Annotated in this window: 21 protein-coding genes; 17 read left to right on the forward strand and 4 right to left on the reverse strand. The window is 57.2% G+C overall.

All coding sequences use genetic code 11. From position 1 onward, the window contains the following. Positions 1 to 172 precede the first annotated feature (172 nt). The 6 genes from MUN79_RS27860 (at position 173) to MUN79_RS27885 (ending at position 6,158) form a co-directional block, all read left to right on the forward strand. The gene (locus MUN79_RS27860; RefSeq protein WP_244678407.1) at positions 173 to 1,252 is read left to right on the forward strand and encodes a glycosyltransferase family 117 protein; all 1,080 of its coding nucleotides are present in this window, start codon (positions 173 to 175) and stop codon (positions 1,250 to 1,252) included. Beyond that, complete coding sequence (locus MUN79_RS27865; RefSeq protein ID WP_244675704.1) at positions 1,249 to 2,973, forward strand: hypothetical protein; 1,725 nt, start codon at positions 1,249 to 1,251, stop codon at positions 2,971 to 2,973. The genes MUN79_RS27860 and MUN79_RS27865 overlap by 4 nt, the downstream gene beginning before the upstream one ends. A 165-nt stretch (positions 2,974 to 3,138) precedes the next feature. Further along, positions 3,139 to 3,810, forward strand: coding sequence for a hypothetical protein (locus tag MUN79_RS27870; protein WP_244675705.1), 672 nt, complete (start codon positions 3,139 to 3,141; stop codon positions 3,808 to 3,810). Continuing rightward, positions 3,810 to 4,340 (forward strand): GWxTD domain-containing protein, encoded by a 531-nt coding sequence (locus MUN79_RS27875; protein WP_244675706.1) that lies wholly within the window; start codon positions 3,810 to 3,812, stop codon positions 4,338 to 4,340. Before MUN79_RS27870 ends, MUN79_RS27875 begins: the two co-directional genes overlap by 1 nt. After that, entirely contained in the window at positions 4,324 to 5,295 is a 972-nt protein-coding gene (gene rlmB, locus MUN79_RS27880) for a 23S rRNA (guanosine(2251)-2'-O)-methyltransferase RlmB (protein WP_311136622.1), read from the forward strand. Before MUN79_RS27875 ends, rlmB begins: the two co-directional genes overlap by 17 nt. Before the next feature lie 407 nt (positions 5,296 to 5,702). Next, complete coding sequence (locus tag MUN79_RS27885; protein WP_244675707.1) at positions 5,703 to 6,158, forward strand: hypothetical protein; 456 nt, start codon at positions 5,703 to 5,705, stop codon at positions 6,156 to 6,158. A gap of 87 nt (positions 6,159 to 6,245) precedes the next feature. On the opposite strand, the gene MUN79_RS27890 is transcribed toward MUN79_RS27885, so the two are convergent. Both MUN79_RS27890 and MUN79_RS27895 read right to left on the reverse strand, forming a co-directional pair. After that, positions 6,246 to 7,337, reverse strand: coding sequence for a mannose-1-phosphate guanylyltransferase (locus tag MUN79_RS27890; RefSeq protein ID WP_244675708.1), 1,092 nt, complete (start codon positions 7,335 to 7,337; stop codon positions 6,246 to 6,248). Between the two features lie 82 nt (positions 7,338 to 7,419). After that, entirely contained in the window at positions 7,420 to 8,397 is a 978-nt protein-coding gene (locus MUN79_RS27895; RefSeq protein ID WP_375378205.1) for a KpsF/GutQ family sugar-phosphate isomerase, read from the reverse strand. Positions 8,398 to 8,480: 83 nt separating this feature from the next. Here MUN79_RS27895 and recQ point away from each other — a divergent pair, with 83 nt between their 5' ends. Both recQ and MUN79_RS27905 read left to right on the forward strand, forming a co-directional pair. Further along, on the forward strand, positions 8,481 to 10,676 hold the full coding sequence (recQ, locus tag MUN79_RS27900) for a DNA helicase RecQ (protein WP_244675710.1): 2,196 nt from the start codon (positions 8,481 to 8,483) through the stop codon (positions 10,674 to 10,676). Between the two features lie 489 nt (positions 10,677 to 11,165). Beyond that, on the forward strand, positions 11,166 to 13,253 hold the full coding sequence (locus MUN79_RS27905; RefSeq protein WP_244675711.1) for a M3 family metallopeptidase: 2,088 nt from the start codon (positions 11,166 to 11,168) through the stop codon (positions 13,251 to 13,253). A 76-nt stretch (positions 13,254 to 13,329) separates the two neighbouring features. On the opposite strand, the gene MUN79_RS27910 is transcribed toward MUN79_RS27905, so the two are convergent. Next, positions 13,330 to 13,752, reverse strand: a complete 423-nt coding sequence (locus tag MUN79_RS27910) for a BrxA/BrxB family bacilliredoxin (RefSeq protein WP_100337443.1) — start codon at positions 13,750 to 13,752, stop codon at positions 13,330 to 13,332. Between the two features lie 167 nt (positions 13,753 to 13,919). On the opposite strand from MUN79_RS27910, the gene MUN79_RS27915 reads away from it, so the two are divergent. The 6 genes from MUN79_RS27915 (at position 13,920) to MUN79_RS27940 (ending at position 20,022) form a co-directional block, all read left to right on the forward strand. After that, positions 13,920 to 14,219, forward strand: coding sequence for a hypothetical protein (locus tag MUN79_RS27915; RefSeq protein WP_244675712.1), 300 nt, complete (start codon positions 13,920 to 13,922; stop codon positions 14,217 to 14,219). A 123-nt stretch (positions 14,220 to 14,342) separates the two neighbouring features. Continuing rightward, positions 14,343 to 15,407, forward strand: coding sequence for a tetratricopeptide repeat protein (locus MUN79_RS27920; RefSeq protein ID WP_244675713.1), 1,065 nt, complete (start codon positions 14,343 to 14,345; stop codon positions 15,405 to 15,407). Between the two features lie 51 nt (positions 15,408 to 15,458). After that, positions 15,459 to 17,495 carry an OmpA family protein gene (locus MUN79_RS27925; protein ID WP_244675714.1) on the forward strand — a complete coding sequence of 679 codons (2,037 nt, stop codon included), beginning with the start codon at positions 15,459 to 15,461 and terminating at the stop codon, positions 17,493 to 17,495. 34 nt (positions 17,496 to 17,529) lie between these two features. Further along, entirely contained in the window at positions 17,530 to 18,336 is an 807-nt protein-coding gene (locus tag MUN79_RS27930) for a response regulator (protein ID WP_244675715.1), read from the forward strand. Between the two features lie 51 nt (positions 18,337 to 18,387). Beyond that, positions 18,388 to 19,131, forward strand: coding sequence for a LytR/AlgR family response regulator transcription factor (locus tag MUN79_RS27935; RefSeq protein WP_244675716.1), 744 nt, complete (start codon positions 18,388 to 18,390; stop codon positions 19,129 to 19,131). Positions 19,132 to 19,461: 330 nt separating this feature from the next. Next, positions 19,462 to 20,022, forward strand: a complete 561-nt coding sequence (locus MUN79_RS27940; protein ID WP_244675717.1) for a hypothetical protein — start codon at positions 19,462 to 19,464, stop codon at positions 20,020 to 20,022. Here MUN79_RS27940 and MUN79_RS27945 read toward each other — a convergent pair. Further along, complete coding sequence (locus MUN79_RS27945; protein ID WP_244675718.1) at positions 20,019 to 21,560, reverse strand: hypothetical protein; 1,542 nt, start codon at positions 21,558 to 21,560, stop codon at positions 20,019 to 20,021. The two genes, MUN79_RS27940 and MUN79_RS27945, sit on opposite strands and share 4 nt — an antisense overlap. Positions 21,561 to 21,931: 371 nt before the next feature. On the opposite strand from MUN79_RS27945, the gene MUN79_RS27950 reads away from it, so the two are divergent. From MUN79_RS27950 to MUN79_RS27960, 3 genes are all read left to right on the forward strand, one after another. Beyond that, positions 21,932 to 22,096, forward strand: a complete 165-nt coding sequence (locus MUN79_RS27950; protein ID WP_244675719.1) for a hypothetical protein — start codon at positions 21,932 to 21,934, stop codon at positions 22,094 to 22,096. An 80-nt stretch (positions 22,097 to 22,176) separates the two neighbouring features. Next, entirely contained in the window at positions 22,177 to 23,916 is a 1,740-nt protein-coding gene (locus MUN79_RS27955; RefSeq protein ID WP_244675720.1) for an ABC transporter substrate-binding protein, read from the forward strand. Positions 23,917 to 23,919: 3 nt separating this feature from the next. Beyond that, entirely contained in the window at positions 23,920 to 24,984 is a 1,065-nt protein-coding gene (locus MUN79_RS27960; RefSeq protein WP_244675721.1) for an ABC transporter permease, read from the forward strand. Positions 24,985 to 25,159: the final 175 nt, after the last annotated feature.

Raw genomic sequence — 25,159 nt, forward strand, 5'->3', positions numbered from 1 at the left:
AAAGCCTGAATAATCTAGTTGGTTGGCTCGTCTTTGCCATTGCCACCGTTACTTACCTACTCACCTTAGAACCCACAGCCAGCTTCTGGGACTGCGGCGAGTTTATTGCCTGCTCCTATAAGCTGCTGGTGCCCCACCCCCGGGTGCCCCCACCTTCCTGCTGCTGGGCCGCCTGTTCTCCCTCTTCTCCTTCGGCGACGTTACGAAAGTATCGGTGCTGGTCAACTTCCTGTCGGCCCTGAGCAGCTCGTTCACCGTGCTGTTCCTGTTCTGGACCATCACGATGCTGGCCAAAAAGCTCGTGGTAAACCAGCCAGGCATGCACGACAATCGCCACGTGGAACCCACCGGCGGCCAGACTCTGCTGGTCCTGGGTGCCGGCGTAGTTGGAGCCCTGGCCTTTGCCTTCTCCGACTCGTTCTGGTTCAACGCCGTAGAGGCCGAAGTGTACGCCATGTCGGCCCTGTGTACGGCGGCCGTCGTCTGGATTATGCTCAAGTGGGAAAACCGCGCCGACGAGGCCGATTCCGATAAGTGGCTGATCCTGATTGCCTACGTTATTGGCCTCAGCATTGGGGTCCACTTGCTCAACCTGCTGGCTATTCCGGCCCTGGGCTTTATCTACTACTACCGCCGCTACCAGAACCCGACCATGTGGGGTGGCATCTTCACGCTGGTTATCAGCAGCGTGATTGTGGGCCTGATTCTGGCCGGTATTATTCCCGGCTTGCCCACGCTGGCCGGTGCCTTCGAGGTGTTCTTTGTAAACAGCATCGGCCTGCCCTTCAACTCGGGCTTGATTTTCTTCTTGCTGCTGTTTGTGGCCCTGATCTGGTTTGGCTTCCGCTATTCTTTCACGACGCACAACCGCTTGGTCAACACGGCCATGCTGAGCTTCGTGTTCATTCTGATTGGCTACTCGTCTTATCTGATTGTGCCGATTCGCAGCAGCTACGAGCCGACCATCAACGAAAACGCCCCGAAGGATGTGCTGTCCTTCGTGAGCTACCTGAAGCGGGAGCAGTACGGCGACCGGCCCCTGCTCTACGGCCCGCAGTTCAATGCCGAGCCCGTTGATCAGAAAGAAGGTGCTCCGCGCTACGTGCGCCGCGGTGATAAGTACGTGGTGGCCGAGCGCCGCCTCGAAACCATCTACCGTGACACGGACAAGATGCTGATTCCCCGTATCTACAGCCCGGCCCCGAGCATATCTACAACTACAAGAAGTGGGTCGACATTCAGGAAGGCGTGAAGCCCACGATGGGCCAGAACCTGAGCTTCCTGATGCGCTACCAGATGGGCCACATGTACTGGCGCTACTTCCTCTGGAACTATGTAGGTCGCGACAGTGATATCCAGCAGGCCGGCGTGGTGTGGCCAACTAGCCTAAGCAAAAACGAGCTACCCGAGCGGATTGCGACCAGCCCAGCCCGCAATAATTTCTTCGCCATTCCGCTGATTATGGGCCTGATTGGCCTGTTCTTTCACGTGCGGCGTGATGGACGCAACGCCTTAGTAATTGGCCTGCTGTTCGTATTCACCGGCCTAGCTATTGTGTTCTACCTCAATCAGCCCCCGATTGAGCCCCGGGAGCGGGACTATACCTTCACCGGTGCTACGTATGCTTTTGCCATCTGGATTGGCCTGGGTGTGCTGGGTCTGGCCGATCTGCTGAAAGCCGTGCTGAAGGCTGATGGTGCCCGCGCTGTGGCGGCTACCCTGGTAGGCCTGCTGGCGCCCGCGCTGATGGTGGCCCAAGGCTGGGACGACCACGACCGTTCGGACCGCTACAACTCGGTGGACTCGGCCAAAAACCTGCTAAACTCCTGTGCTCCAAACGCTATTCTGTTTACCAACGGCGACAACGACACTTTCCCGCTTTGGTACGCCCAGGAAGTGGAAGGCGTGCGAACCGACGTGCGCGTGGCCGTATTGAGCTACCTCAACACTGACTGGTACATCGAGCAGATGAAGCGCCGCGCTTATTTGTCGCAGCCCCTGCCCATCTCGATGAAGAGCGACAACTACGCCCAGGGAACCAACGACTACCTGCCCTACGTGGAGAACCCCGCGGTGCAGGAAGTAAACCTGCGCGAGTTTATTGGCCTTGTAGATCAGAACAGCCAGCTGTTGCAGGTGCAAACCCAAAGCGGCCGGCCCCTGCTCTCCTTTCCGACCCGCAAGTTCTACCTGCCCGTGGATACCTCGGCCGTAGAAGCCCTGGGCATTATTCCCAAAGACCGCCGCAAGCAGCTTGTGAGCCGCATGGAGTGGGATATGGGCAAAGGCGCCATCGAGAAGAAAAACCTGGTGATTCTGGACATGCTGGCCACCAACAACTGGAAGCGGCCTATCTACTTCTCCAGCACGGTGAACTCGGCCGACTTCATGAACCTGCAGCCCTACTTCCAGCTTGAAGGCATGGCGTATCGAGTTCTGCCCGCCAAGGACCCTAACTACGACCCGCGCGGCAACGAGGGCTACGTGGCCAAAGACCTCATGTTTGAGAACATGATGAAAAAGTTTGCCTTCCGCAACCTGGACCGGGCCGACATTTTCTACGACGAAAACAACCTGCGCTTCCCAGCCAACTACCGCGACAAATTCTCGCGCCTGGCCGAAGCTTACCTGGCTGCCGGCGACAAAGCCACGGCCAAGCAGGTGCTCGACAAGTGCTTCCAAGTAATGCCCGACAAGTCTATTCGCTACGATTATTACGTGCCGCAGTTTGTGGTACCGCTGATGCAGGTAGGCGAAAAGGCCCGGGCCAACGAAATCATGGACACCATGACCAGCCGCGCCGAGCAGTCGTTGGCGTACTACAGCACCCACAGCAACTCCCTGTTTGACATGGAAGTACAAACCAACCTGCTGGCCCTGCAGAGCGTGTACCGCGCTGCTGAAGAGGTAGGTGACCAGGCCCGGGCCAAAAAGGCTGTAGACTTGCTGAACCAGTACTACCCTCGTCAATAAGGTTCTGTCAGCCTAACCATTATACAAAAACAGCCGTCCTGCTCCAGGGCGGCTGTTTTTGTGTTTAGCAGTTTGCCCCGCAGCACCGTAGAAAAAGGCAACCGCAGCCCAGACGGCCCGGGCCCGGTTTTTGGTCGATATTGCGAGTAGTCTAAGCTTTACTGTATGCCTGCTGCTTTCCTTCACTGCCTTACCCTGGGCTTGTTGCTTTTGCTTAGTGTAGCGGCTCACCCGCTGACCGCGCAACGACGCGACTTTACCGGTCAGTATCAGCCCTTACGCCGTATTCAGGCCGATACCCGCCGGGAGGGCGACAGTCTGCGCATTTACCTATTCTTTCCCGATGGCAGCGTGCTGCAGCGCGGACAGCCGCTGCGCCTGGCTGGTTGGGAAAACTACCAAGCCAAACGCCCGCTCTGGCGCGACACCGTGCGCCACCTGGCCCGGCGTATTCGACTGGTGAAGGCAGCGGCCTGGGTTGACTTTTGTGTGCCAGCTTCGGCCCTGCAGCCCGGCCAGGTGTTGAGCGCCACCTGTGCCCCGGAAGACGACGCCGACGCCGGTGAAACTGCTTGGCTCAGCCTTACCAAAGAGCGCCTGGCCCGCCCCTTCCTGCTCACCGACTCCCTTGGTGACCCGCTGCTGCGCCGTTACGTACGCCTTGCAGAACCGTTCCTGATTGACTGCTACGGTCCCGATAAGCCGCTGACGGTCAAACGCTACGACTCTGGCTTCACGGCCGCCCTGCCACCCATGTCGACGGCAGGGGCTCCCCCCAGCCACGCAAGCTGCCAGCCCGAGATTCCCTTTTCTTTCGCGGCGGGCAGCTGGTGGTAGTGCGCCAGACGGGCCTGTATGCCTTGCGGGTGGCAGGCACACCACTTCCCGTGGGCCTGCTGGTGACTGATGAAGACTTCCCCGAGCTAAACACGGCTGATGAGCTCATTCAGCCCCTTATCTACTTAACGACTTCTGCCGAGCGCCGGGCTTTGCTGGATGCCCAGGTACCGAAGCGGGCAGTAGACGAGTTTTGGCTGAAAGTGGCCGGCGGCAACCAGACCCAGGCCCGCCAGCTGATTCGCACGTACTACGGCCGGGTAGCAGCGGCCAATCAGCTGTTTACCGCTCACAAAGCCGGCTGGATGACCGACCGGGGCATGCTCTACATCGTGCTGGGTGCCCCGAAACCGTTTATCGGACAGTTAGTGAAGAGCACTGGGTGTACCGGAGCACCAAGGACGGCAGCACCACGTATACGTTCCGGCACAAACCCAGTACCTTTGCCCCCGAACACTATGAATTGGTGCGCCGGCCGGAGTATGAAATGCTGTGGTATGCCGCCGTTGAGCAATGGAGAAAAGGAATGATGACCGCCCGGAGCGGCCGCTGAATGAGCGCCGCACGTTTTATAACAGCGAAAACCGTCCGGTAAGTCGCGAAGAGCGCGGCAATGATGACCGCCGGGAGCAGCGCGGGCCCGGCCGGGAGTCTCGTGGGGAAGGTTCCCGGGACTCGCGCGGCAACAGTGGCGGTGACTTTAAGCCGCGCTACCCGCACAAGCCCGCCGCCGACCGCAGCATCGATATGCTGTTTGGTCTGCGCCCTATTCTGGAGGCGTTGAGCGCTGGCCGGACTCTGGAGAAGATTTTCCTGCTGCGCGGCACCAAGAACAGCGTCACTCAGGAAATTACGGAGCTGGCCAAAGCTGCCAACGTTCCCATGTCGCTGGTGCCCATTGAGAAGCTCAACGACCTGACCCGCAAAAACCACCAGGGCGCCGTGGCTTTCGTGTCGCCTATCGACTACCAGCCGCTCGACAGCATCCTGGCGGGCTTGTACGAGGAAGGCAAAACACCCCTGCTCCTGCTGCTCGACCGGATTACGGACGTGCGCAACTTTGGCTCCATTGCCCGCAACGCCGAATGTATGGGCGTGCACGCCATTGTAGTGCCCAGCCGGGGTGCGGCCCAGATTAATGGCGACGCGCTGAAAACCTCAGCCGGCGCCCTCAACCTGATTCCGGTATGCCGGGAGCCGAATTTAAAAGAAACCATCACGTTTCTGCAGCAGTCCGGCGTGACTATCATTGCCTGCACCGAGAAGTCGGACGCTAGCCTGGAAGCCGAAACCGTGGATATGACCGGCCCGGTAGCCGTGCTCATGGGCAGCGAGGAAGACGGCATCTCGCCCGAATACCTGAAGCTGGCCGACCACAAGCTGCGCATTCCCATGGCCGGCCAGATTGGCTCGCTCAACGTGTCGGTAGCCAGCGGCATCATGCTGTTTGAAGTACTGCGCCAGCGCCTGAAAAGCGGGCAGTAGCTTCTACATCTCATAATGAAAAGCCTGCGGAACGCCTGTTCCGCGGGCTTTTCATTTATAGCGCAACCCCAAAGCCTGCCTACGAACAGAATTGATTTTAGCAATGCGCTGCAACTTTTGGCCCCACCCTGGGCTCCTATTTCTAGTTCGTGGGCGTATTCCGCCTTTTCCCGCCAACCGCTATTCCTATTCATCATGCTGAAAACTACCCTGACTGCGGCCCTTCTAACTGGTTTTACCTTTGCGGCTCATGCCCAGGACCAGCCCCACCGTTTTGAGGCGGGCCTGGAGGTGGTCAATTATTCCCCTTCGCCAAGCAGACGTATAACTACGCCAGCAGCCAACTCAACGATAAAGCTCAATGGGCATCGGGAGCGGTGTTCCGCTACAACCTCGGACGCTTCGGTTTGCGCTCCGGCGTTAGCTACAATACCGGCAAAGACAATACCGGAACCGTCAATAACTGCGCCGACTGTCCCGTAGGCGGGTCGACAGGGAAAGACCTGCGGCTGCGGCTCGGGGCCCAGTACTCCCCTATTGCTACGGCCCCGTGGCTGTATGTCTTCAGCGACTTTTATTACCGCCGCTTCACCTCCGAGAGCAATTATACCGGCGGCCTTTGCGGCTGCCTGAACACGGATGTAGCCGTGAAATCCAATGGGGTAGGCAACAGTACCGGCTTAGGCTTCAGAATTCGCACTTGGAAGCACTTTTACCTGAACCCGGAGGTGTACTACGACGTGCTTCGTGCGCCCAACTCCGTCAGCAGCAATGACCGAACCTCGGGCTTTAACCAGCACTACGAAACCCGCACCAAACTCCAAGCTCCGGCCGTCCGCGTTAATGCCATTATAGCTTTCTAGTCCGGCCAATTCCGGTTTGGGGTATAAAGAAAAGGCCCGCTGCACGATGCAGCGGGCCTTTTTGTATAGCAGTTGAGCAGGTGGAGGTTAGTTGTAGCCAGTGCCTTTTTTCGACTTCACGTCGGCTACGAATTCCTTCACGCGCTGCTCTTCCGTGCGCTTGCAGATCAGCAGCACGTTGTCGTACTCGGCTATGATATAGCCGTCGAGGCCCTGCACCACTACGAGGCGCTCCGAAGGCGTTTTGATGACGCACTCCCGCGTGTCGTAGAGCAGCGCGTCGCCGTCTACCACGTTGTTGTCGGCGTCGTGGTGGCCCATGCGGTGCAGGGAGTCCCAGGTGCCCAAGTCGCTCCAGCCAAAGTCGGCGGGCAGCACGTACACGTTGTCAGCCTTTTCCATCACCCCATAGTCGATGCTGATGTTGCGGCAGCGGGTGTAGGCCTGGGCAATAAAATCCGCTTCCTGCTCGGTGCCCAACTCACTGATGCCTTCATCGAATACCTCGGCAATGTCGGCCAGGTACTGATGGAAAGCGTGAATAATAACGTCGGCGCGCCACACAAACAGGCCCGAATTCCACAGAAAGTCACCGCTTTCCACAAACATGCGGGCCAGCTCCAGATTCGGCTTTTCGGTGAAGGTCTTAACCTTCTTTACGCCCCGGGGCAGGCCGCTCTTGCTGTCCTCGTCGATGTACTGAATGTAGCCGTAGCCGGTATCGGGGCGGGACGGCTGAATGCCCAGGGTGAGCAGTACATCGTGGTTTTCGGCCACTTCCACCGCCTGACGAATGATGGTTCGGAATTCTTCCTCGTGCAGCACGGCGTGGTCAGCGGGCGTCACAATGATAGTCGCCTTGGGGTTGCGCTTGGCAATGCAGTAGCTGGCATAAGCAATGCAGGGCGCCGTATTCCGGCCAATAGGCTCACCCAGGATCTGGCTGGGGGGCAGCTCGGGCAGGTGCTGCTGCACCAGATCCATATAGTCGCGGTTGGTGACCACGAAGACGTTGTCGGCGGGGCAGATTTCCTTGAACCGGTCTACGGTAAGCTGGAGCATGGAGCGACCCACGCCCATTACATCGTGAAACTGCTTGGGCAGGTGCGTGCGGCTGAAAGGCCAGAAGCGGCTGCCAATGCCGCCGGCCATCACGACGAGGAACGTATTCTGATTCATCAGAAAAAGCTGATTAAAGTGTAATACCAGGTTTGGGGAAAACAAACATAGTATTTAATCGTAAATAAATGTAACAATTTTACTACACCAAGCCTTCGCGTAGTAAATCGTGCAAGTGAATGAACCCACTAAATTGCCCATTTTCCGTGACAATCAACTGGGTGATGTTCCGGCTCTGCATCCGCACCAGCGCCTCGGCCGCAAAGTCTTCCACATCGATGGTCATGGGCTGTGGCGTCATGATGTCGCGGGCCCGCACGTCTTCCAGCCGGGTGAAGTTGGTGAGCATACGCCGCAGGTCGCCGTCAGTAATAATACCCAGCAGGTGCCCGTCGGCTAGAGCCAGCACAGCCGTGGCCCCGAGGCGCTTGCCCGATATTTCCAGGATGATGTCCTTGAGCGGGGCGTTTTCCAGCACTTGAGGGGTCTGGTTTTGCCGGCTCAGGTCGCCTACTTTCAGGTACAGCTTCTTACCCAGCGTGCCACCGGGATGCAGGCGGGCAAAGTCGGCGGAGGTGAACTCGCGCGACTCGAGCAGGCACACGGCCAGCGCGTCGCCCAGGGCCAGGGCGGCGGTGGTGCTGGTCGTGGGCGCCAGGTTGTGCGGACAGGCCTCCTTAGTCACGGGGGCGTGCAACACGTAGTCGGCCTGCACGCCTAGGTAGGAGTCGGCATTGCTGACCAGGGCCGCCAGCGGCACGCCCTTGCGCTTCAGCAGCGGCACCAGCACTTTTATTTCGGGCGTGTCGCCGCTCTTGCTGATGGCAATGACGAAATCCTCGGGCTGAATCATGCCCAGGTCGCCGTGAATGGCATCGGCGGCGTGCATAAACAGCGCGGGCGTGCCCGTGGAGTTCAATGTGGCCACCATTTTGCCCGCAATGTGGGCACTCTTTCCGATGCCGGTAACCACGACTCTACCCCGTAAAGAGAGTATGGCGGCTACGCATTGTGCAAAATCCGGCGTCAGGGCAATGGCCTCGGCCACACCCCGAACGGCGTCAGCTTCTTCGAGAAGCACTTTTTTTGCAATTGTGTTGGTGTCGTTCTGCTGTTTCAATCTAAATTTGTCTAGATTGAGTAACCAACACTAGCTGTGCTGGTGCTCAAGTCTGCAACTCAAAAGAGCAAGTGGAAATGTCGATGCCAGCGGTAAAACAAGCAGTCAAGCGAGAGGCTGATCTGAAAGGCAAGTTAAAGGAAGTTTTTGGGTACGGTCAGTTTCGTGGTACCCAGGAAGCCATCATTCAGAACGTCATCGAGGGCAACAACACCTTCGTGATAATGCCCACTGGCGCCGGTAAGTCCTTGTGCTACCAGCTGCCCGCGCTGATTCTGCCCGGCACGGCCATCGTTATTTCGCCCCTGATTGCCCTGATGAAAAATCAGGTGGATCAGCTCAACGCCTTCGGGGTAAACGCCCAGTTTCTGAACTCGACCCTGTCGAAGTCGGAGATGAACCGGGTGAAAAAGGACGTCATCAGCGGCGAAGTAAAGCTGCTGTATGTGGCGCCCGAGAGCCTGACCAAAGACGAAACCATCGACTTCCTGCAGAAGGCCACCATTAGCTTCGTGGCTATTGATGAGGCCCACTGTATTTCGGAGTGGGGCCACGACTTCCGCCCCGAGTACCGCCGCATCCGGGGCATTATCGACAATATCGGACAGGTACCGATTATTGCCCTCACGGCCACGGCCACGCCCAAGGTGCAGCTCGACATCCAGAAGAACCTGCAGATGGACGAGGCTTCGGTGTTCAAGACCTCGTTTAACCGCACCAACCTCTATTACGAGGTGCGGCCCAAGCACAACACCAAGAAGCAGCTGATTCAGTATGTGAAGCAGCATAAGAACAAGGCGGGCATCGTGTACTGCCTCTCCCGCAAGAAGGTGGAGGAAATTGCCGAGCTGCTGCGCGTCAATGACGTGAAGGCTCTGCCCTACCACGCCGGCCTCGACCCGCACGTGCGCATGGCCAACCAGGACGCCTTCCTCAACGAAGAGGCCGACGTGATTGTGGCGACCATTGCCTTCGGTATGGGCATCGACAAGCCCGACGTGCGCTTCGTGATTCACTACGACACGCCCAAGTCTATTGAGGGCTACTACCAGGAAACCGGCCGCGGCGGCCGCGACGGCCTGGAAGGCAACTGCCTGATGTTCTACAGCTACGACGACATCGTGAAGCTGGAGAAGTTCAACAAGGACAAGCCCGTGACGGAGCGCGACAACTCCAAGCTGCTGCTGCAGGAAATGGCTAACTACGCCGACTCGGCCGTGTGCCGCCGCAAGCAGCTGCTGCACTACTTCGGCGAGCATTTCGAGAAGGACTGCGGCTTTTGCGACAACTGCAAGCACCCCAAGGAGCGCTTCGAGGCCAAAGACGAGGTACTGATGGCCCTGAAAGCCGTGGTGCAGACCGAGGAGCGCTTCGGCATCGAGCACATCGGCACCGTGCTCATGGGTATGAACAACGCCCACGTGGAAAGCTACGGCCATAACGCCCTGCCAATTTATGGCGTAGGCAAAGACCACGACGCGGCCTTCTGGCACTCGTTGCTGCGCCAGACCTTGCTGAATGGCTTCCTGGAAAAGGATATTGAAAACTTCGGGGTAGTGAAAATTTGCCCCAAAGGCTTAGATTTCATTGAGAATCCGCATTCAATCAAACTCACCAAGGACCACAACTACGAGGAAGAGGTGAAAGAAGAGCAAGAAAAAGAGGAAGTCCAGGAAGCCGCGGGTCACGACGCCGCCCTTTTTGAGATGCTGAAATCCTTGCGCAAGAAGATAGCCAAGGAGAAGAACCTGCCCCCCTACGTGCTGTTTCAGGACCCGAGCCTGAAGGAAATGGCCACGACCTTCCCTACCAAGATGGACGACCTCGCCCACGTGGGCGGTGTGGGCCTGGGCAAGGCGCAGAAGTTTGGCCAGCCCTTCCTGGCGCTGATCCAGAAGTACGTCGACGAAAACGACATCGTGACGGCTGCCGACGTGGTGGTCAAATCGGCCGTCAACAAGTCGAAGATCAAGATCTACATCATTCAGCAGATCGATAAGAAGATGGACCTGGAGGAGATTGCCGCCTCCAAGGGTATCGATATGCGGGAGCTGATGGAGGAGATTGAGCACATCTGCTACTCCGGTACCAAGCTCAACCTCGACTACTACATCGACGGGGTGCTCGACCAGGACCGGCAGGACGAAATCACCGACTATTTCCTGCAGGCCAGCACCGACAACATTGCCGTGGCCCTCAAGGAGCTCGGCCCCGATGAGTACACCGAGGAAGACCTGCGCCTGATGCGCATCAAGTTCCTGAGCGAATACGCCAACTAGAGCCACAATTTAGAACGTCATGTCGACCATTCTGCGCTTCAAGCAGAGAGGAGACATCTCGCGTGCTGACGTTGCCAGAGTAATCTAGTCACTATTGCACGCGAGATGTCTCCCGTTGGTCGACATGACGCTTTACTTTACTATACCCAGCCAAAAAGCCACCTCTGCCGGGGTGGCTTTTTGGCTGGGTAAGAATAGGATTCTTTTCAGGCTACGGGGTGGGGTGTGCAAAACATGCCGACGATTGAGTCAACTCTTGGGCAGGACTTGTCCAACTCTTGCCCAAGAGTGGAGCAAAACATCCTAATGTTTTGCTCCAAACCCGCCAATGACTTTGAGTACTCTTCGGAAAGGCTGTTTGCAGGCTCTGGGGGCATTTTTGCAGGAAGCCGACGTGGAAGGCAAGCAGCCCGCCGGGCAGAATCGTGTAATTAGACTATTCCGGTGCCTGCGTATCTTGGGCTCTGCATCTCCCTAACTCCACTTTCTATGCTTCACCTCTCCTCTTCCAGGGCCCGGCAACTCGGCTTTACGGCCCTGGCCAGCTTGGCAAGTCTGCTGAGCACGGCCGCCGACAAACCCGCGCCGCCCACCAACCCGCTCACGCCGGGCTTCAACCAGGTTATCGACTTTCGGCGGGCTACCAAAGCCGACGTGAAGCAAGCTACCGACATGGTCATCAGCGACACCAAGGCGTCGTTGCAGGCCATCTATAAGGTGCCGGCCACTAAGCGCACCTTCGCCAACACCATGCTGGCCCTCGACAACCTGGGCGACCATATCGGCAATGTGGCCGGGCCCATCAGCATCCTGTTTAATGCCAGCCCCGACTCGGCTATCCGCAACCAGGCCCAGCGCAGCATTGCCCAGATCAGCAAGTACGGCAACGAGCTGGAGCTCGATGAGCAACTGTACCGGGCGGTGAAGGACTACTCCAAGACCAAGGAAGCCCAGAGCCTGACCGGGGCCCGCAAGAAGTACCTGACCGAAACGGTGGAGGACTACGAGCGCAACGGTTTTGCCCTCACGCCCGAGAAACGCAAGGAATTGCAGGCCATCAATGACAAAATCGGGGATTTGAGCCTGGCCTTCGGGGCCAACATTGCCAAGGATCAGGGCTTTTTGCTGGTGAATGCGGCCGACATGAAGGGCCTGCCCGAGGACTACATCAAGAGCCGCCCCAAGGCCGGCGACGCCTACCGCATCGGGCTGGACGGCCCCGCTTACGGCACCTTTATGAAGTATGCCGAGTCGGATGCCCTGCGCAAGCAACTCTACATCTTATATAACAACCGCGCCGCCGACAAAAACCTCGACGTACTGAAGCAGTTGCTGGTAGAGCGTCAGAAAAAGGCCACGCTGCTGGGCTACAAGACCTATGCTGCCTACCAAACCAGTTCGCGCATGGCCAAAACGCCCGAAACGGTGTGGGCCTTCGAAACCAAGCTGGTAGACCGGGTAAAGCAGAAAAGCCAGCAGGATCTGGAGGAGCTTCTCGTGGTGAAGCGCGCCTACACCAAGGACCCCAGCGCCAAAACCATCAACGCCTGGGAAAGCGCCTTCTACAACAACCTGCTGATGAAGGACAAGTACAAGCTCGACGCCGAGAAAGTGAAAGAGTATTTCGAGGTGAGCAAGGTGGTGGATGGCCTGTTTCAGACCACGCAGAGCCTGTTTGCCCTGAAGTTTAACGAGGTGAAAGACCCCTCGGTGTGGCACAAAGATGCCCGCATGTTTGAGGTGCAGCGCGACGGTAAGCTCATCGGCCGCTTCTACATCGACCTGTTTCCGCGCGACAACAAGTACACCCACGCCGCCTGCTTCGGGGTGAGCAGCGGCAAGGCCACGCCCAAGGGCTACCAGCTGCCCCAGGCCGTGCTGCTGTGCAACTTTAACCCACCCGCCGCCGGCAAGCCCGCTTTGATGAGCCACTCGCAGGTCGTAACCTTCTTCCACGAGTTTGGTCACGTGATGCACAACCTGCTGACCACGGCTGAGCTCAGCAGCCAATCGGGCACCAGCGTGAAGCGCGACTTCGTGGAAGCTCCCTCCCAGATTCTGGAGAACTGGGCCTGGAACTATGACGCCCTGAAGACCTTTGCCAAGCATTACCAGACCAACGAAGTGCTGCCCAAGGATTTATACGACAAGATGTGGGCGGCCCGCAACGTGGGCTCCGGCATCGGTGCTTCCCAGCAGATTCTGTACGGCACGCTCGACATGACCCTGCACGATAAGTTTGACCCCAACGGCACCGAGACGACCACCGACGTGGTGAAGCGCCTGCAAAACCAGATTACGCCCTTCGCCTACCTCGACGGCACCAACATGCAGGCTGCTTTTGGCCACCTCACCGGCTACGGCGCCGGCTATTACGGCTATATGTGGTCCAAGGTGTACGCCGAGGATATGTTCTCCGTGTTTGAGAAGAACGGCATTATGGATCAGAAAACCGGTCTGCGTTACCGAGACATGATCCTGGCCCGCGGCGGCACCGATGAGGAATATAACCTGGTGAAGGCCTTCCTGGGCCGGGAGCCCAACCAGGACGCCTTCTTCAAGTCGCTGGGCTTGTAAGCTTCGTTTGCATCATACAAAAAAGGCCCGGTAGCAGCTGCTACCGGGCCTTTTTATTGGCAAGCACTAAAGCAATCTAGCAGTACTCTTCGAAAGCGCCCTGCAGGTTGTCGACAATGCGCATCAGGTCGTTGCCTTCGATGTGGTGCCGCTCGATGACGTGCACCAGCTCGCCGTCTTTGAACAAAGCAATGCTGGGCGACGAGGGAGGATAGGGCAGCATATGCTCCCGGGCCTTGGCTACGGCTTCGGTTTCCATGCCGGCAAATACGGTTACGAGCTTGGCAGGCTTCTTCTCGGAGCTCGACACGGCCATTTTCAGGGCGGGGCGGGCTTTGGCGGCGGCGCAGCCGCAGACCGAGTTAACGGCCAGCAGCACCGTGCCGCTCTGGGTGTTCAAAACCGAATCAACTTCTTCGGGGGTCATCAGTTGCTCGAAGCCGGCCGACGTGAGGTCTTGCCGGATAGGAGCCACCATGTATTCAGGATACGTTGCCATTGGTAAAGAATGGGCTGAAAGTGAGAATGAAAAATCAGAAGAAAGGGCCCGGAGGCCGGACAAAAATACGCAAACTCCAGGCGCCGCGCTTGCATAAACCGCCGGCGGCCCGAATGGTTAGCTCCCTAACAACGCTTCGTGTATTTCCTGTTCAATATATTCGCCCCATGACTTACGAATTCTTCGTGGCCAGCCTGGCCGCACCTGAGCCCCCGGCGGGCGTGTCGGACGTGTTGCGCGGCCTCTGGCACGCCGGCCGGCAGGAGTGGAACCCCGCCCATCAACTGGCGCAGGCCAATGAGCAAGACGCTTTGCACAACTGGCTGCACGCCTACCTTCACCGCCAGGAAGGCGACCTGGGCAATGCCGCTTACTGGTACCGCCGCGCCGGTCGGCCGGTGGTTACGGGGCCGCTGGTGCAGGAATGGGAAGATATGGTGCGGGCCCAGCCGGACATTACGTCCTAGCCGCTACTGACGAGTTAAGGTGAGTCTTGCCAAAGTGCTATTGACAAGAAAGAATTGTCGTAGTTGGGGCGTTAGACCAAATAAAAGTACATTTAAGGAGTCAGGTTCCTCCATTTACAGGTTATGCAGAAAATCATACTCCTTGCCCTGGGGTTGTGCCTCTCGGGAGCGGCTGCTCAGGCTCAGGTAGATACCGTGCGGGCATCGACCCTGCCGCCGGCCCAGCAGGCGGAAAAGCTCTATAACAGCGGCGTTTCCAAGTACAACAGCAAGAACTACCGGGCCGCCATTCAGGACTTCGACCGGGCCCTTACACTCCGGCCCGATTTCGCCAAGGCCTTCTACAACCGCGCCACCACCCGCTACGAGTTGAAGGAATATCAGCAGGCCGTACAGGACTACGACCAGGCCATCAAGCTTGAAGCTACTGGCTTCAGCAACTACTTTGGTCGGGCCCAGGCTCAAGAGGCGCTGGGCAAGCCCACCGAGGCCGAACAGGACTACGGCAAAGCCGCCGAAATCAAGCCCGACTACGCGCCTTCCTGGTACTACCGCGGGGCCCTGCGCTTCGAGAAAGGCGACTTTAAGGCGGCGAAAGAAGACTTCGACGCGGCCATCAAAGCCGACCCGAACTACGCTTACGCCTACCACGACCGGGCCAGTACCCAGCGCAAGCTCAACAACTTCGACGCGGCCATTCAGGACTACACCAAGGTTCTGAGCCTGCAGCCCGACTTTCTGCCGGCTCTGCTGAACCGGGCCGCCGCCAAGCGCCGGGCCAACGACCTGAAAGGCGCCCTGGCCGACTACAATGCCTATCTGAGTAAGAAGCAGGACAACGCCACGGCCTTCACCAACCGCGGCAGTACCCGCTACGAAGCCGGCGACTACAAAGGCGCTGTGGAAGACTTCAGCAAGGCCATTGAGCTGGACGGCAACTACGCCTTTGCCTGGAACAACCGCGCCGCGGCCCACATCAAGCTGGAAGACTACAAAAGTGCCGCCGCCGATGCCGGCAAGGCCATTGCCCTGAACGCCCAGTACGCTGAGGCTTACATGAACCGGGGCCACGCCCGCGAAATGCTGCGCGATGCTGCCGGTGCCTGCCAGGACTGGACCAAAGCCGCGGAGCTGGGCCTAGAAACCGGCACCAACTACGCCGCTAACTCCGGCTGCGGCGCCCAATAGCACCTTTCTGTTTTACTCTTCCGCTCTTACTTCAGCGTGAAAACCGCCCTTATGTCTAGAATTCTGCTGATAGCGCTGGTGCTGCTGGCTCAGGTGGCCGCCGCCCAAAACGTTGAGTTTGACAAAGACAATTTCAAATCCAACAAAGACGGGCTGAAGGAAGCCCAGAAGGAAATCAAAACTGGCGACGAATGGTACGACATGGACCCGCCCCGATATGAGTTGGCCCTGCCCCATTACCTCGAAGCCCAGAAGTTTAACCCCAACAACGCCCGCCTCAACCTGCGCATCGGCGACTGTTACCTGCACTCGGGCTATAAGCCCCGGGCCCTGCCCTACATTCAGAAAGCCTTTCAGCTCAACAAGGATATTGACCCCAGCATCCATTATATGCTGGGCCGCAGCCTGCACCTGAACGCCAAGTGGGCCGAAGCCATTGCCGAGTATAAGGCCGCCCAGCCCGCCGCTACCGGCAAGAATGCGGCGGCAATCATGGCCACCATCACCAAGAAAATTCAGGAGTGCGAGAATGGCCGCAAGCTGGAGCAAAAGCCTTCCCGCGTCTTTATCGACAACGCGGGCCCGTCCGTCAACTCGCCCTACGCCGACTACGGCCCCGTGATTTCGGCCGATGAGTCGGTTATTCTCTTCACTTCCCGCCGCGACAATTCCACCGGCAAGGAGCGTGACCCGGAAACCGGCGGTTTCTTCGAAGACATTTACCAGAGCACCCGCACGGCCTCGGGCTGGTCGCCGGCCCGCAACCTGGGCAAGCCTGTCAATAACGAGGGCCACGACGCGACCGTGGGTCTTTCACCCGACGGGCAGCGCCTGCTGGTATATCTGGAAGACAACGGCGGCGACCTGAACGAGGCCGAACTGCGTGGTGCCGCTTGGCGCAAGCCCGAAAAGATGGGCTCCCGCATCAACAGCCGGGCCCACGAGTCGTCGGCCGCCTACACGCCCGATGGCCGCACGCTCTACTTCGTGACCGATAAGACGGGCGGCCTGGGCAGCCGGGACATTTACAAAGTTGAAATTGAGGGCCGTGGACCGGCCGTCAACCTGGGCCCGACTATCAATACGCCCTACGGCGAGGAAGGCGTGTTTCTGCACCCCGACGGAAAAACGATGTACTTTAGCTCCGAGGGTCACAACTCCATGGGCGGCTACGACATCTTTAAGTCGGTGTTTGAAAACGGCAAGTGGAGTACTCCCGAAAACCTGGGCTGGCCCATCAACACGCCCGACGATGACGTATTCTTCGTGATTTCGGCCTCGGGCCGCCACGGCTATTATTCCTCCTTCCGCGACGACGGCCTGGGTAGCAAGGACATCTACCAGATTACCTTCCTGGGCGCCGAAAAACCGCCGGTTTTGTCGCAGGAAGACCAGTTGCTGGCTTCCCGCGCCCAGCCGGTGAAGGAAGCCTCCTTGGCTCCGCCCGTGCCCATTGCCACGGCCCAGGTAACCATTCTTAAAGGCGTCGTGACGGACGAAGCCACCAAGCAGCCCTTGGAGGCTACTATCGACGTAGTCGACAACTCCCGCAACGAGCTGATTGCCTCGTTCCGGGCCAATGCGCAGTCGGGCCGCTACCTGGTTTCGCTGCCTTCGGGCGTCAACTACGGTATTGTGGTGCGCCAGGAAGGCTACCTGTTCCACTCCGAAAACTTTGACCTGCCCGCTGGGGCGGCCTATTCGGAAGTAGTAAAGGATATTGCCCTGAAGAAGCTGGATGTGGGCGTGAAAGTGGTGCTCAACAACATCTTCTTCGACTTCGACAAAGCCACGCTGCGAAAGGAAAGTACCGCCGAGCTGGAGCGGCTGCAGAAGCTGATGGTTGAAACGCCGGCCCTGCGCCTCGAAATTTCGGGCCACACCGACAACGTGGGCAAGGCCGAATACAATAAGGACCTGTCGCAGCGCCGCGCCAAAGCCGTAGTGGATTACCTTGTAGGCAAAGGCGTCGACAAAGGCCGTCTTACCTTTGCCGGCTACGGCGACTCCCAGCCAGTGGCTACCAACTCCACCAAAGGCGGCCGGCAGCTCAACCGCCGCACTGAGTTTAAGGTTACCGGTAAGTAATTTGTTGCCGGCCGTCGTATAGCTATTTCCTGCAATGCCCGCTTCCTCCATCGTGCTCCTACCCTTCGAACCCAGCCTGCGCGTGCTCGTCGCCGACGACAATGAGCTCAACCAGCTCGTGGTGTGCCGGGCCCTGGAGGAATGGAATGTTGTACCCACGATGGTCGAAAACGGGCGGCAGGCCGTAGAAGCAGCCAGCACCCAGCTCTTCGACGCAGTGTTGATGGACATTCAGATGCCCGAAATGGACGGCTATGAGGCCACCCGGCGGCTGCGGCGGCTGCGGCATCTGCAACAGTTGCCCATCATCGGCCTTACCGCCTCCTTTTCGCCCACCGATCAGGCCCGCGCCCTGGCCGCCGGCATGAATGAGACTCTGGCAAAGCCTTTCGAGCCCACCCTGCTGCACGCTAGCTTAGTGCGCCATACTGGGCGGGCCCGCCCGGTTCCGGCTGTTCGCCCCGCCACTCCCGACCCAACCGATATCGGCACCATTCGGCCCGGGTGGCATTTGCTGGAAGAGCTGGCTGCCGGCAACGAGGCGTTTATTGCCCAAATAATCACCACCTTTCTCCAGCAAACGCCTGGGCTCTACCAACAGCTGGTTGCTACGGTTGCCAATCCCGACCGGCAGGCGCTGGCCCGCATGGCCCACAAGCTGAAAGGGCAAATCGTATATTTCGACGTTCCGGCTATTCAGCAACACCTGGAAAAGCTCGAACGGCCCCCTACGCCGGCCGATGCGGACGGGGCTTCGCACCTAGTTGCCATGATAGGTCATCAACTGGCCGCGCTGTATCCCCACCTGGAGCTTCGGCTCCAAAACCACCTCCGCCGGTAAGCCCGTCACGCTGCGCTTCTCTTTCTCACCTCTTCTTATACCTTTGGCGTTATGCCAGCACCCTCCTCGCCCCTACGTTGCCTTGTTGTAGATGACGATCCGCTATCCGTCCAAATCGTTATTAACTGTATCAACAATACGCCCTTTCTCACTGCCATCGGAACTTACGACAGCGCCATGGCTGCTGCCGAAGTGCTGCGCACTGAGCCCGTTGATCTGCTTTTCCTGGACGTGGAAATGCCCCTGATGTCGGGCATTGACCTGCTCAACACGCTCCAGAACCCGCCGCTGGTTATTCTCATTACCAGCAGCAAGCATTACGCAGTAGAGGCCTTTGAGCACGATGTAGTCGATTATCTGGTGAAGCCCATCAGCTACGCGCGCTTTCTGAAAGCTGCCCAAAAAGCGCTGGAGCTTTCCGCTGATGCCAGCCTCTCAGCCGCCGCTTCGGCCAGCGCCGGAGCCATAGCGGCCGGCACCGACCCAGATTTTACCTTTGTCAAAGTTGATACGAAGCTGGTCAAGGTGCTCTTTAATGATGTTAGCTACGTCGAGGCCCTGGGCGACTACGTGCACATCGTTATGCCGCACAGCAAGCTGATCGTGTACAGCACGATGAAAGCCGTGGAGGAGAAATTTCCCTCTTCCATTTTTGTCCGCGCCCACCGCTCCTTTATTGTCAATCTGAAGCGCGTGCAGGCCATTGAGGATAATACCATCACCATTGAAAACAAGCAGATTCCCATCGGCCAGACGTATCTGCGCGAGGTGCTGCAACGGCTCAACAAGTTTTAGCCGCCTCCCCTGCTTTCGGTTGTTACGCACGGCTATTTGCTGCTCGATATTCCGGTAAGCTTTTTTCACTCGATTGGGCAACAGACAAAGAGAAGCCCGCGAAGACCAACTTATCCGTTTGGTTTTTGCGGGCTTCTCTTTGTCGGCATGAGGCCGTAGCTCCAGAGGTCCTTTAACCCACAAAGACCTCATTTTGCGCCTTACACCTGAGTTACACTATTGATTCTTGCCATACTACAATATATTTTTTCGGATACAGTATTATATCAATATGCTTTTGTTTCTTTGTGACATCACCTATATATCACACCTATTCTGCCAACTCTTCTTATGAAGAAATTCTGCTTCTCCGCTCTGATTGCTGCCTGCTTCACTATTGGAAACCTACAGGCTCAGCAAGCCCCGGATTTGCGGGCTCAGGCCATGGCTAACACCCGGACCCTGGCCCAGCAAATTGCCCTCGACGATGCCCGCACCCAGCAGGTAAAGCGCTTTACTTACGAGCGTTTGGTGCAGGAAACGGAAATCAAGCAGATGTACAGCATCGACCCGGCCATGCTGCAAAGCAAAATGGCCGTGGTGGAGAAAGAATATGCCGAGAAGTTGAAGAGTGTGCTATCCGATGCTCAGTATAAGCGCTACGAAAGCTACGTAGCGGCTGCCAATGCTCCGGCCGTTGCTCCCGTCACTACGGCTGCTACGCCTGCCGTTGCCGCTCCGGTAGTAGCTTCCGTTCCCCAGGAGACTAAGCCCGCTCCGGCTCTGAAAGCTCCGGCTACGAAAGCTCAGCCTGCCAAGACGGTGACGCTGCCCAAAGCCAAGCCTGCTCCTGGCCTTCCTGCCAAGAAGACGACGGCGCCACATGCCAATACAGTAGCCAGCCGCCCCTAAGCTACCCGGGCCCGCCGTGCCTGCTCGGCGGCTTTGTTTTCCGTGACGTTAGCTCGCAGAATATCCAGTGTAATACCCCAGAGGGCTTCGTAAGGAATAATTTCTATTTCAGCGTATGCCTCCCCGGGTTGCGGAGCTTCGTGCAGGCGGTGCAACAGTGGACGACCTTTCTTCTCGCAAGATTCGGGGTCAAAATTCTCCTTTACCGTTAGTACCAGCAGCCGAAAAAACAGCTGACTACGCAACGTTGCCGACTCCCGCAGGTGCCGCTGCTCGTATTTACGCAGGCTTTCCAAGCGAGCCAGCAGGTTTTCCACATCCTGGCGGCGCAAAAAGTTTAGGTACTGTAAAATAAGAATAGCCACATTATAGCCCTGCTTATCCCGGCTGTAGTCGGGTACCGTCTGCACAAACTGGTTGAAGTGCCGCAACGTCAGGGGCGAGTTTTCCGGCTGTAAAAAGTAGATATAAGCCTTATACAAGTCCCAGCGCTGCCGGGCTGCCGCTCGCTGTTTCCGGAAATATGGATTCTTATGGGCCATTTCCAGCAGATGCTGCGCCTGGCTGTACTGCCCAGCGTGCAAGGCCAGCAGCACGTAGTTTTCCATAAAGAAAAACCAGTTACCCGACGAAGGGTGAAAGTCTTTCAGATAGTCTTCGGAAAGGCTTAATCCAATAGCCGCCTGCTTGTTGTGCAGATAGGCATAAACCGTCATGTAATTATTAAAACGGCTATCGAAGCGACGCCGGTTTATCTTGCCCTTGGCCCACAGCTTTTCCGTGGCCGTGGTGATCTTGATGATTTCCTCGTAATTGCCCGTAAACTCGAGCAGGGTCAATTGAATAAGATACAGATAGTTGAAGGTGGTGTAGCTACGGGCTTTTTCATGCAATTGCTGCAACTGCGCCAAGTACCCAGGCAAATCGTTTAGCAGGGCGCGACGGGCGCGTACCGTGTGCGCCTGCGCCATCTTGCTGCTCCAGTAAATCTGCCCGGCCTCGTCCTCCAAAGCCATTAACTGCTGCAGTTGTTGCAGTTGTTTGCTTGCCGCCCGATAACGCGCCGGCTGCCGTAAATCAACATACAGCTTACCTAAAAGCCGGGTAGCCAATACAGCATATTCCGTAAACTCGCCTTCCAACGCCTGCCGCAGGCATTTGCGCAGCAATTGCTCGGCTAGCATGTACTCCCCTTCCCCGTATAAAATCGTTACTTGGTGGTATAACCCTATACATTGCAATTCGTATCTTCTTGATACCAAGTGACGCGGGTCCGATTGCTCTAAGAAATAGAGATGATTTAGCAGTTTCTGCTGCACCCGCGACTTAAGCTTGCGAAAAGAGGTATTGCTGGTGGCTGATGACTTCCCGTACAGGGCTTTCGTTAGCTGCAACTGGGTACTATCGGGCGCCTCCTCCAGGATCCGAATGAGTTTTAGGTCCTTATTAGTCGATTTTTTAGCTGCAAAGTCGAATAGCGGAGATTCTTTCACTCGGCGGTCTGTCACAATCCGCGCCAGATTGCTTAATTTTTCCATGTGCTAAATAGGGCTGTAAATGCTGAAAGCAGCTTTGCAAGATGGAGAAAAGGCAATAACCCTTGTCACAAATATTCAAAATATTTCCTTTATTACTTGCCGAACCCTTCTGCACCTTTGTAGTTGGGTAATTTTACCCACCCCAAAATCAAAAAGTCACAATTGCAAAAAACCTGGGCCACATATTAGTCTTATCAGCTACTCTTTTACCTAAGCATAGGCTATATATCGCCTATGAGATGCATTAAAGCCAATTTTATAGGCTAAAACTTCAAGTCACTTTTACACAATATCTTTCCTTTACGCCAGCCCGGTTATAAAGCAAATTTGTGTCATTCAAACTCTTGAACGACTCAACCTCCTAAAGCGCCATGTTAGAACTTATCGCAATTGCCCTGCTCCAACTCGCCAGCTTTACTGCTACTACCGAGGCTAACCCTGTTCCTAAAACAGCCGATACCACTCCTATCAGCATTACGCCTACTCCTACTGAAACGGAGCAAGGTGGCGGCGGCTGGGGCGGCGGGGTGATTTAAGCCTACTTCGAGCTGGCGCTCTGCTTCCTGTCGAATGTTAGCTAACTTGCCCGGACCTCACTCCGAGCACTGACATCTTCATGAAGCACCTTTTGTTTGGTTTTCTGGTCGTGGTGAGCGGCGCTTTCAGCGCCTGCTCTACCCACCGGGAAGATTCTGCTCCGGCCGTACGCATACGCTGGGAGCGGGACCCAGAAAATCTTGACCCACTAGTTCTTCCCAATGAGAATTCACTGGAAGCAGCAAATATGCTGTATTCCAGTTTGTTGTTTGTAGACCCCAGCCGTCAGCAATTTACCCCCTGCTTGGCCGAGGCCCTGCCTACTGTTGAGCGCACAGATTCCCTGACGCTACTCACCTACCGAATAAGACCCGAGGCGGTCTGGGACAACGGCCAGCCAGTTCTGGCTCGTGATGTTGCCTTTACCCTCAAGGTAATGAACTGCCCGGGGTTGCCCATCGAGTCTAATCAGGCACAATGGGGCTTCATACGGGACATTCGCCTTGACCCAGCCGACCCGCGCCGCTTTACCCTCGTCTGCGCGGGCCACTCCCCAGAGTATGCGTGGTCGTCGGGCGACTATGTCATCCTTCCGGAATATCCCCTGGACCCACAAGGCCAGTTGCGGCCTATTTCTCTGGCTGCTTTGCGAGCCGATACGACTGCGGATCGGCGTAATCCGGTTGTTGGGGCTTTTGTACAGCGTTATAAGCAAGCCCAGCTGGATCATCACCCGGAGCGGTTGCCCGGGAGTGGTGCTTACACGCTGGCGCAGTGGGAGCCGGGGCGCTTTCTTACCTTTAAACGGAAAGCACATTGGTGGGCTGATACGCTGCACTCCCCTCTACTACCCCTGCAGGCCCATCCCCAACAACTCGATTATCAGATTATCCCCGATGAGGCAACGGCTTTGCTAGCTCTGCGGCGCGGAGATATTGACGTATTTCCGATGATGCCGGCCAGGGAATTTCAGCGGTTGCGGCAGGAAGTTGACTCTAAATCTAAGCTGCAGTTCTTCACGGCCGACTCATACAAGATGATAACGGCCTGTTTCAATACCCGGCAACCCCTGCTACAGGATCGGTTTACGCGGCAGGCGCTGAGCAGCCTGTTCGATGTTCCGGCGCTGATTCAGGCTACTCAGCTAGGTATGGCCTACCCCAGTGTTGGTTTGATTAATCCCAATAGCAAGGAATTTTACAACGACAGCCTGCCTCTCCCTACGTTTTCGCCCCAGGAGGCAACATCCTTGTTGCAAAAAGCTGGCTGGCAACGGCAAGGCAGCGGTGGCTGGATTCGCCAGGATACTAACGGCACCCCGCAGCGTTTGGCGCTTACGCTAAGCTACCGAGCCGGCGACCCAGCCTTCGAAACTATAGCACTGCAGCTACGAGCGGCCGCCGCCAAGCTAGGAATCCCGATTCAGCCCCAGCCACTCGAAGCGTCTTTATTCTTTGATAAGCTCCGGGCAGGCTCAGTTGACTTATATTTGTTTACTATCACTGGCAACCCTTTCGTTTACAATTTTGCGCCGATTCTGCACTCGAAGAGCATCGGCTCAGGTAATTATACAGGCTTTGGAAATGCCGCCAGCGACCAGCTTATCGAGGCCATTGCAGCGGAAGAGAACGAGGCACGACAAGCCGTCCTGCTGCGCCGCTTCCAACGCCTGATCCACGAAGAAAAGCCCCTCACGGTCCTTTTTTTCCTCCGTTCCCGCCTGGCAGCGTCTCAGCGGGTAACGAATGTGCAGGTGACCGGGCTGCGGCCCGGCTACACGGCTACTGCTATCCGAATAGCACCGAGTGGAGCCAAATAAACAATGGGGCGCTTTCTGTTTATCCGCCTCCTGCGCACCTTGCCTACGGCCTGGGGAATTCTTTCTATCATCTTCCTACTAAGCCGGCTGCTGGCTAGCAACCAGCTACGGCTATCCGAATTACAGGGCAGTGCCTTGGGCGGCCATGCTCTCACGGCAGCTCAGCTCCGGTCGGCCGAGTTTCGTCTGCAGCAACGACTGGGGCTTGATCTGCCCCTATTCTACCTTACTCCGGCTCCAACATCAAGAGAGACAGTAGCTTACCGGTGGCAGTGGAACGGCTGGCGAAACCAGTATCACCTCTGGCTGCGCAGTATGGTACGCGGTGACCTAGGCCGGTCTTTCCGGGATAATCAGCCCGTAACGTCCTTGCTGGGCCGAACTCTGGTTTCCACCCTGGCCCTGACTAGTGGGGCTTTTTTACTTACCATCGGCACGGCTTACAGTCTGGCTATAGGCTTGAGCCAAGCCCGACGTTGGCGCAGCACCTTGTTGGCAATTCTTCATTTGCTGCAGGGCTTGCCGCTTTTCGTGGTGGCGCTGCTGCTCCTGCTGCTTTTGGCCAACCCGGACCTACTGGACCTGTTTCCGGCTTATGGCCTGGCCCCTTCTGAACCGGCGCAGAGTTGGCTGACCCGCTGGCTGGTCAACGCACATCATCTGGTTTTGCCCTGGCTGAGCTTGACGTTGGTTAGTCTCCCGGCAATGGTCGTACAACTTGACACGTCCCTGCAGCACGAGTTACAGCAGAATTATAGCACTACGGCCCGGGCCAAAGGGCTGGCGCATGGTCAGGTAATGCGGCGACACGCGCTGCGCAATGCCCTTCTTCCCTCCATTACCCAGATAACCGATTTGCTGCCCGCCCTGGTAGCTGGGGCGGTAGTAGTAGAGCTGATTTTTGCGGTACCCGGTATGGGCCGTGCTCTTGCCGAAGCTGCTGCGGCCCGGGACTTTCCCGTTTTGCTGGGAGGAGTCTTGCTGGTAGCATTGGTTCGGCTGCTTAGCCAAATCCTGGCCGACTGGCTCTACTACCAAGCAGACCCACGAATTCAACTGGAGACGTGAGACAGTCCGCAACGAGGCGTTCCGGGGGCTGGGGGCTGGCTATAGGGTGGCTTTTGCTTGTACTGCTGGCGGCCGGCAGCACCTGGGTACTGCCCACATCCTTTGCACCGGATACCCCGGACCTTGGAGCCATTAGCCAGCCGCCCGGGCAGGCCGCACACTGGCTTGGTACGGA

The sequence above is a fragment of the Hymenobacter cellulosilyticus genome (assembly GCF_022919215.1).
GTDB classification, from domain to species: domain Bacteria; phylum Bacteroidota; class Bacteroidia; order Cytophagales; family Hymenobacteraceae; genus Hymenobacter; species Hymenobacter cellulosilyticus.

Coding starts and splice junctions, on each gene's coding strand:
- MUN79_RS27890 (WP_244675708.1), bottom strand. CDS start 7,337: ATGAATCAGAATACGTTCCTCGTCGTGATGGCCGGCGGCATTGGCAGC.
- MUN79_RS27950 (WP_244675719.1), top strand. CDS start 21,932: ATGTTAGAACTTATCGCAATTGCCCTGCTCCAACTCGCCAGCTTTACT.
- MUN79_RS27930 (WP_244675715.1), top strand. CDS start 17,530: ATGCCCGCTTCCTCCATCGTGCTCCTACCCTTCGAACCCAGCCTGCGC.
- MUN79_RS27935 (WP_244675716.1), top strand. CDS start 18,388: ATGCCAGCACCCTCCTCGCCCCTACGTTGCCTTGTTGTAGATGACGAT.
- rlmB (WP_311136622.1), top strand. CDS start 4,324: ATGGAGAAAAGGAATGATGACCGCCCGGAGCGGCCGCTGAATGAGCGC.
- MUN79_RS27945 (WP_244675718.1), bottom strand. CDS start 21,560: ATGGAAAAATTAAGCAATCTGGCGCGGATTGTGACAGACCGCCGAGTG.
- MUN79_RS27870 (WP_244675705.1), top strand. CDS start 3,139: ATGCCTGCTGCTTTCCTTCACTGCCTTACCCTGGGCTTGTTGCTTTTG.
- MUN79_RS27920 (WP_244675713.1), top strand. CDS start 14,343: ATGCAGAAAATCATACTCCTTGCCCTGGGGTTGTGCCTCTCGGGAGCG.
- MUN79_RS27925 (WP_244675714.1), top strand. CDS start 15,459: ATGTCTAGAATTCTGCTGATAGCGCTGGTGCTGCTGGCTCAGGTGGCC.
- MUN79_RS27940 (WP_244675717.1), top strand. CDS start 19,462: ATGAAGAAATTCTGCTTCTCCGCTCTGATTGCTGCCTGCTTCACTATT.
- recQ (WP_244675710.1), top strand. CDS start 8,481: ATGCCAGCGGTAAAACAAGCAGTCAAGCGAGAGGCTGATCTGAAAGGC.
- MUN79_RS27910 (WP_100337443.1), bottom strand. CDS start 13,752: ATGGCAACGTATCCTGAATACATGGTGGCTCCTATCCGGCAAGACCTC.
- MUN79_RS27915 (WP_244675712.1), top strand. CDS start 13,920: ATGACTTACGAATTCTTCGTGGCCAGCCTGGCCGCACCTGAGCCCCCG.
- MUN79_RS27960 (WP_244675721.1), top strand. CDS start 23,920: ATGGGGCGCTTTCTGTTTATCCGCCTCCTGCGCACCTTGCCTACGGCC.
- MUN79_RS27905 (WP_244675711.1), top strand. CDS start 11,166: ATGCTTCACCTCTCCTCTTCCAGGGCCCGGCAACTCGGCTTTACGGCC.
- MUN79_RS27955 (WP_244675720.1), top strand. CDS start 22,177: ATGAAGCACCTTTTGTTTGGTTTTCTGGTCGTGGTGAGCGGCGCTTTC.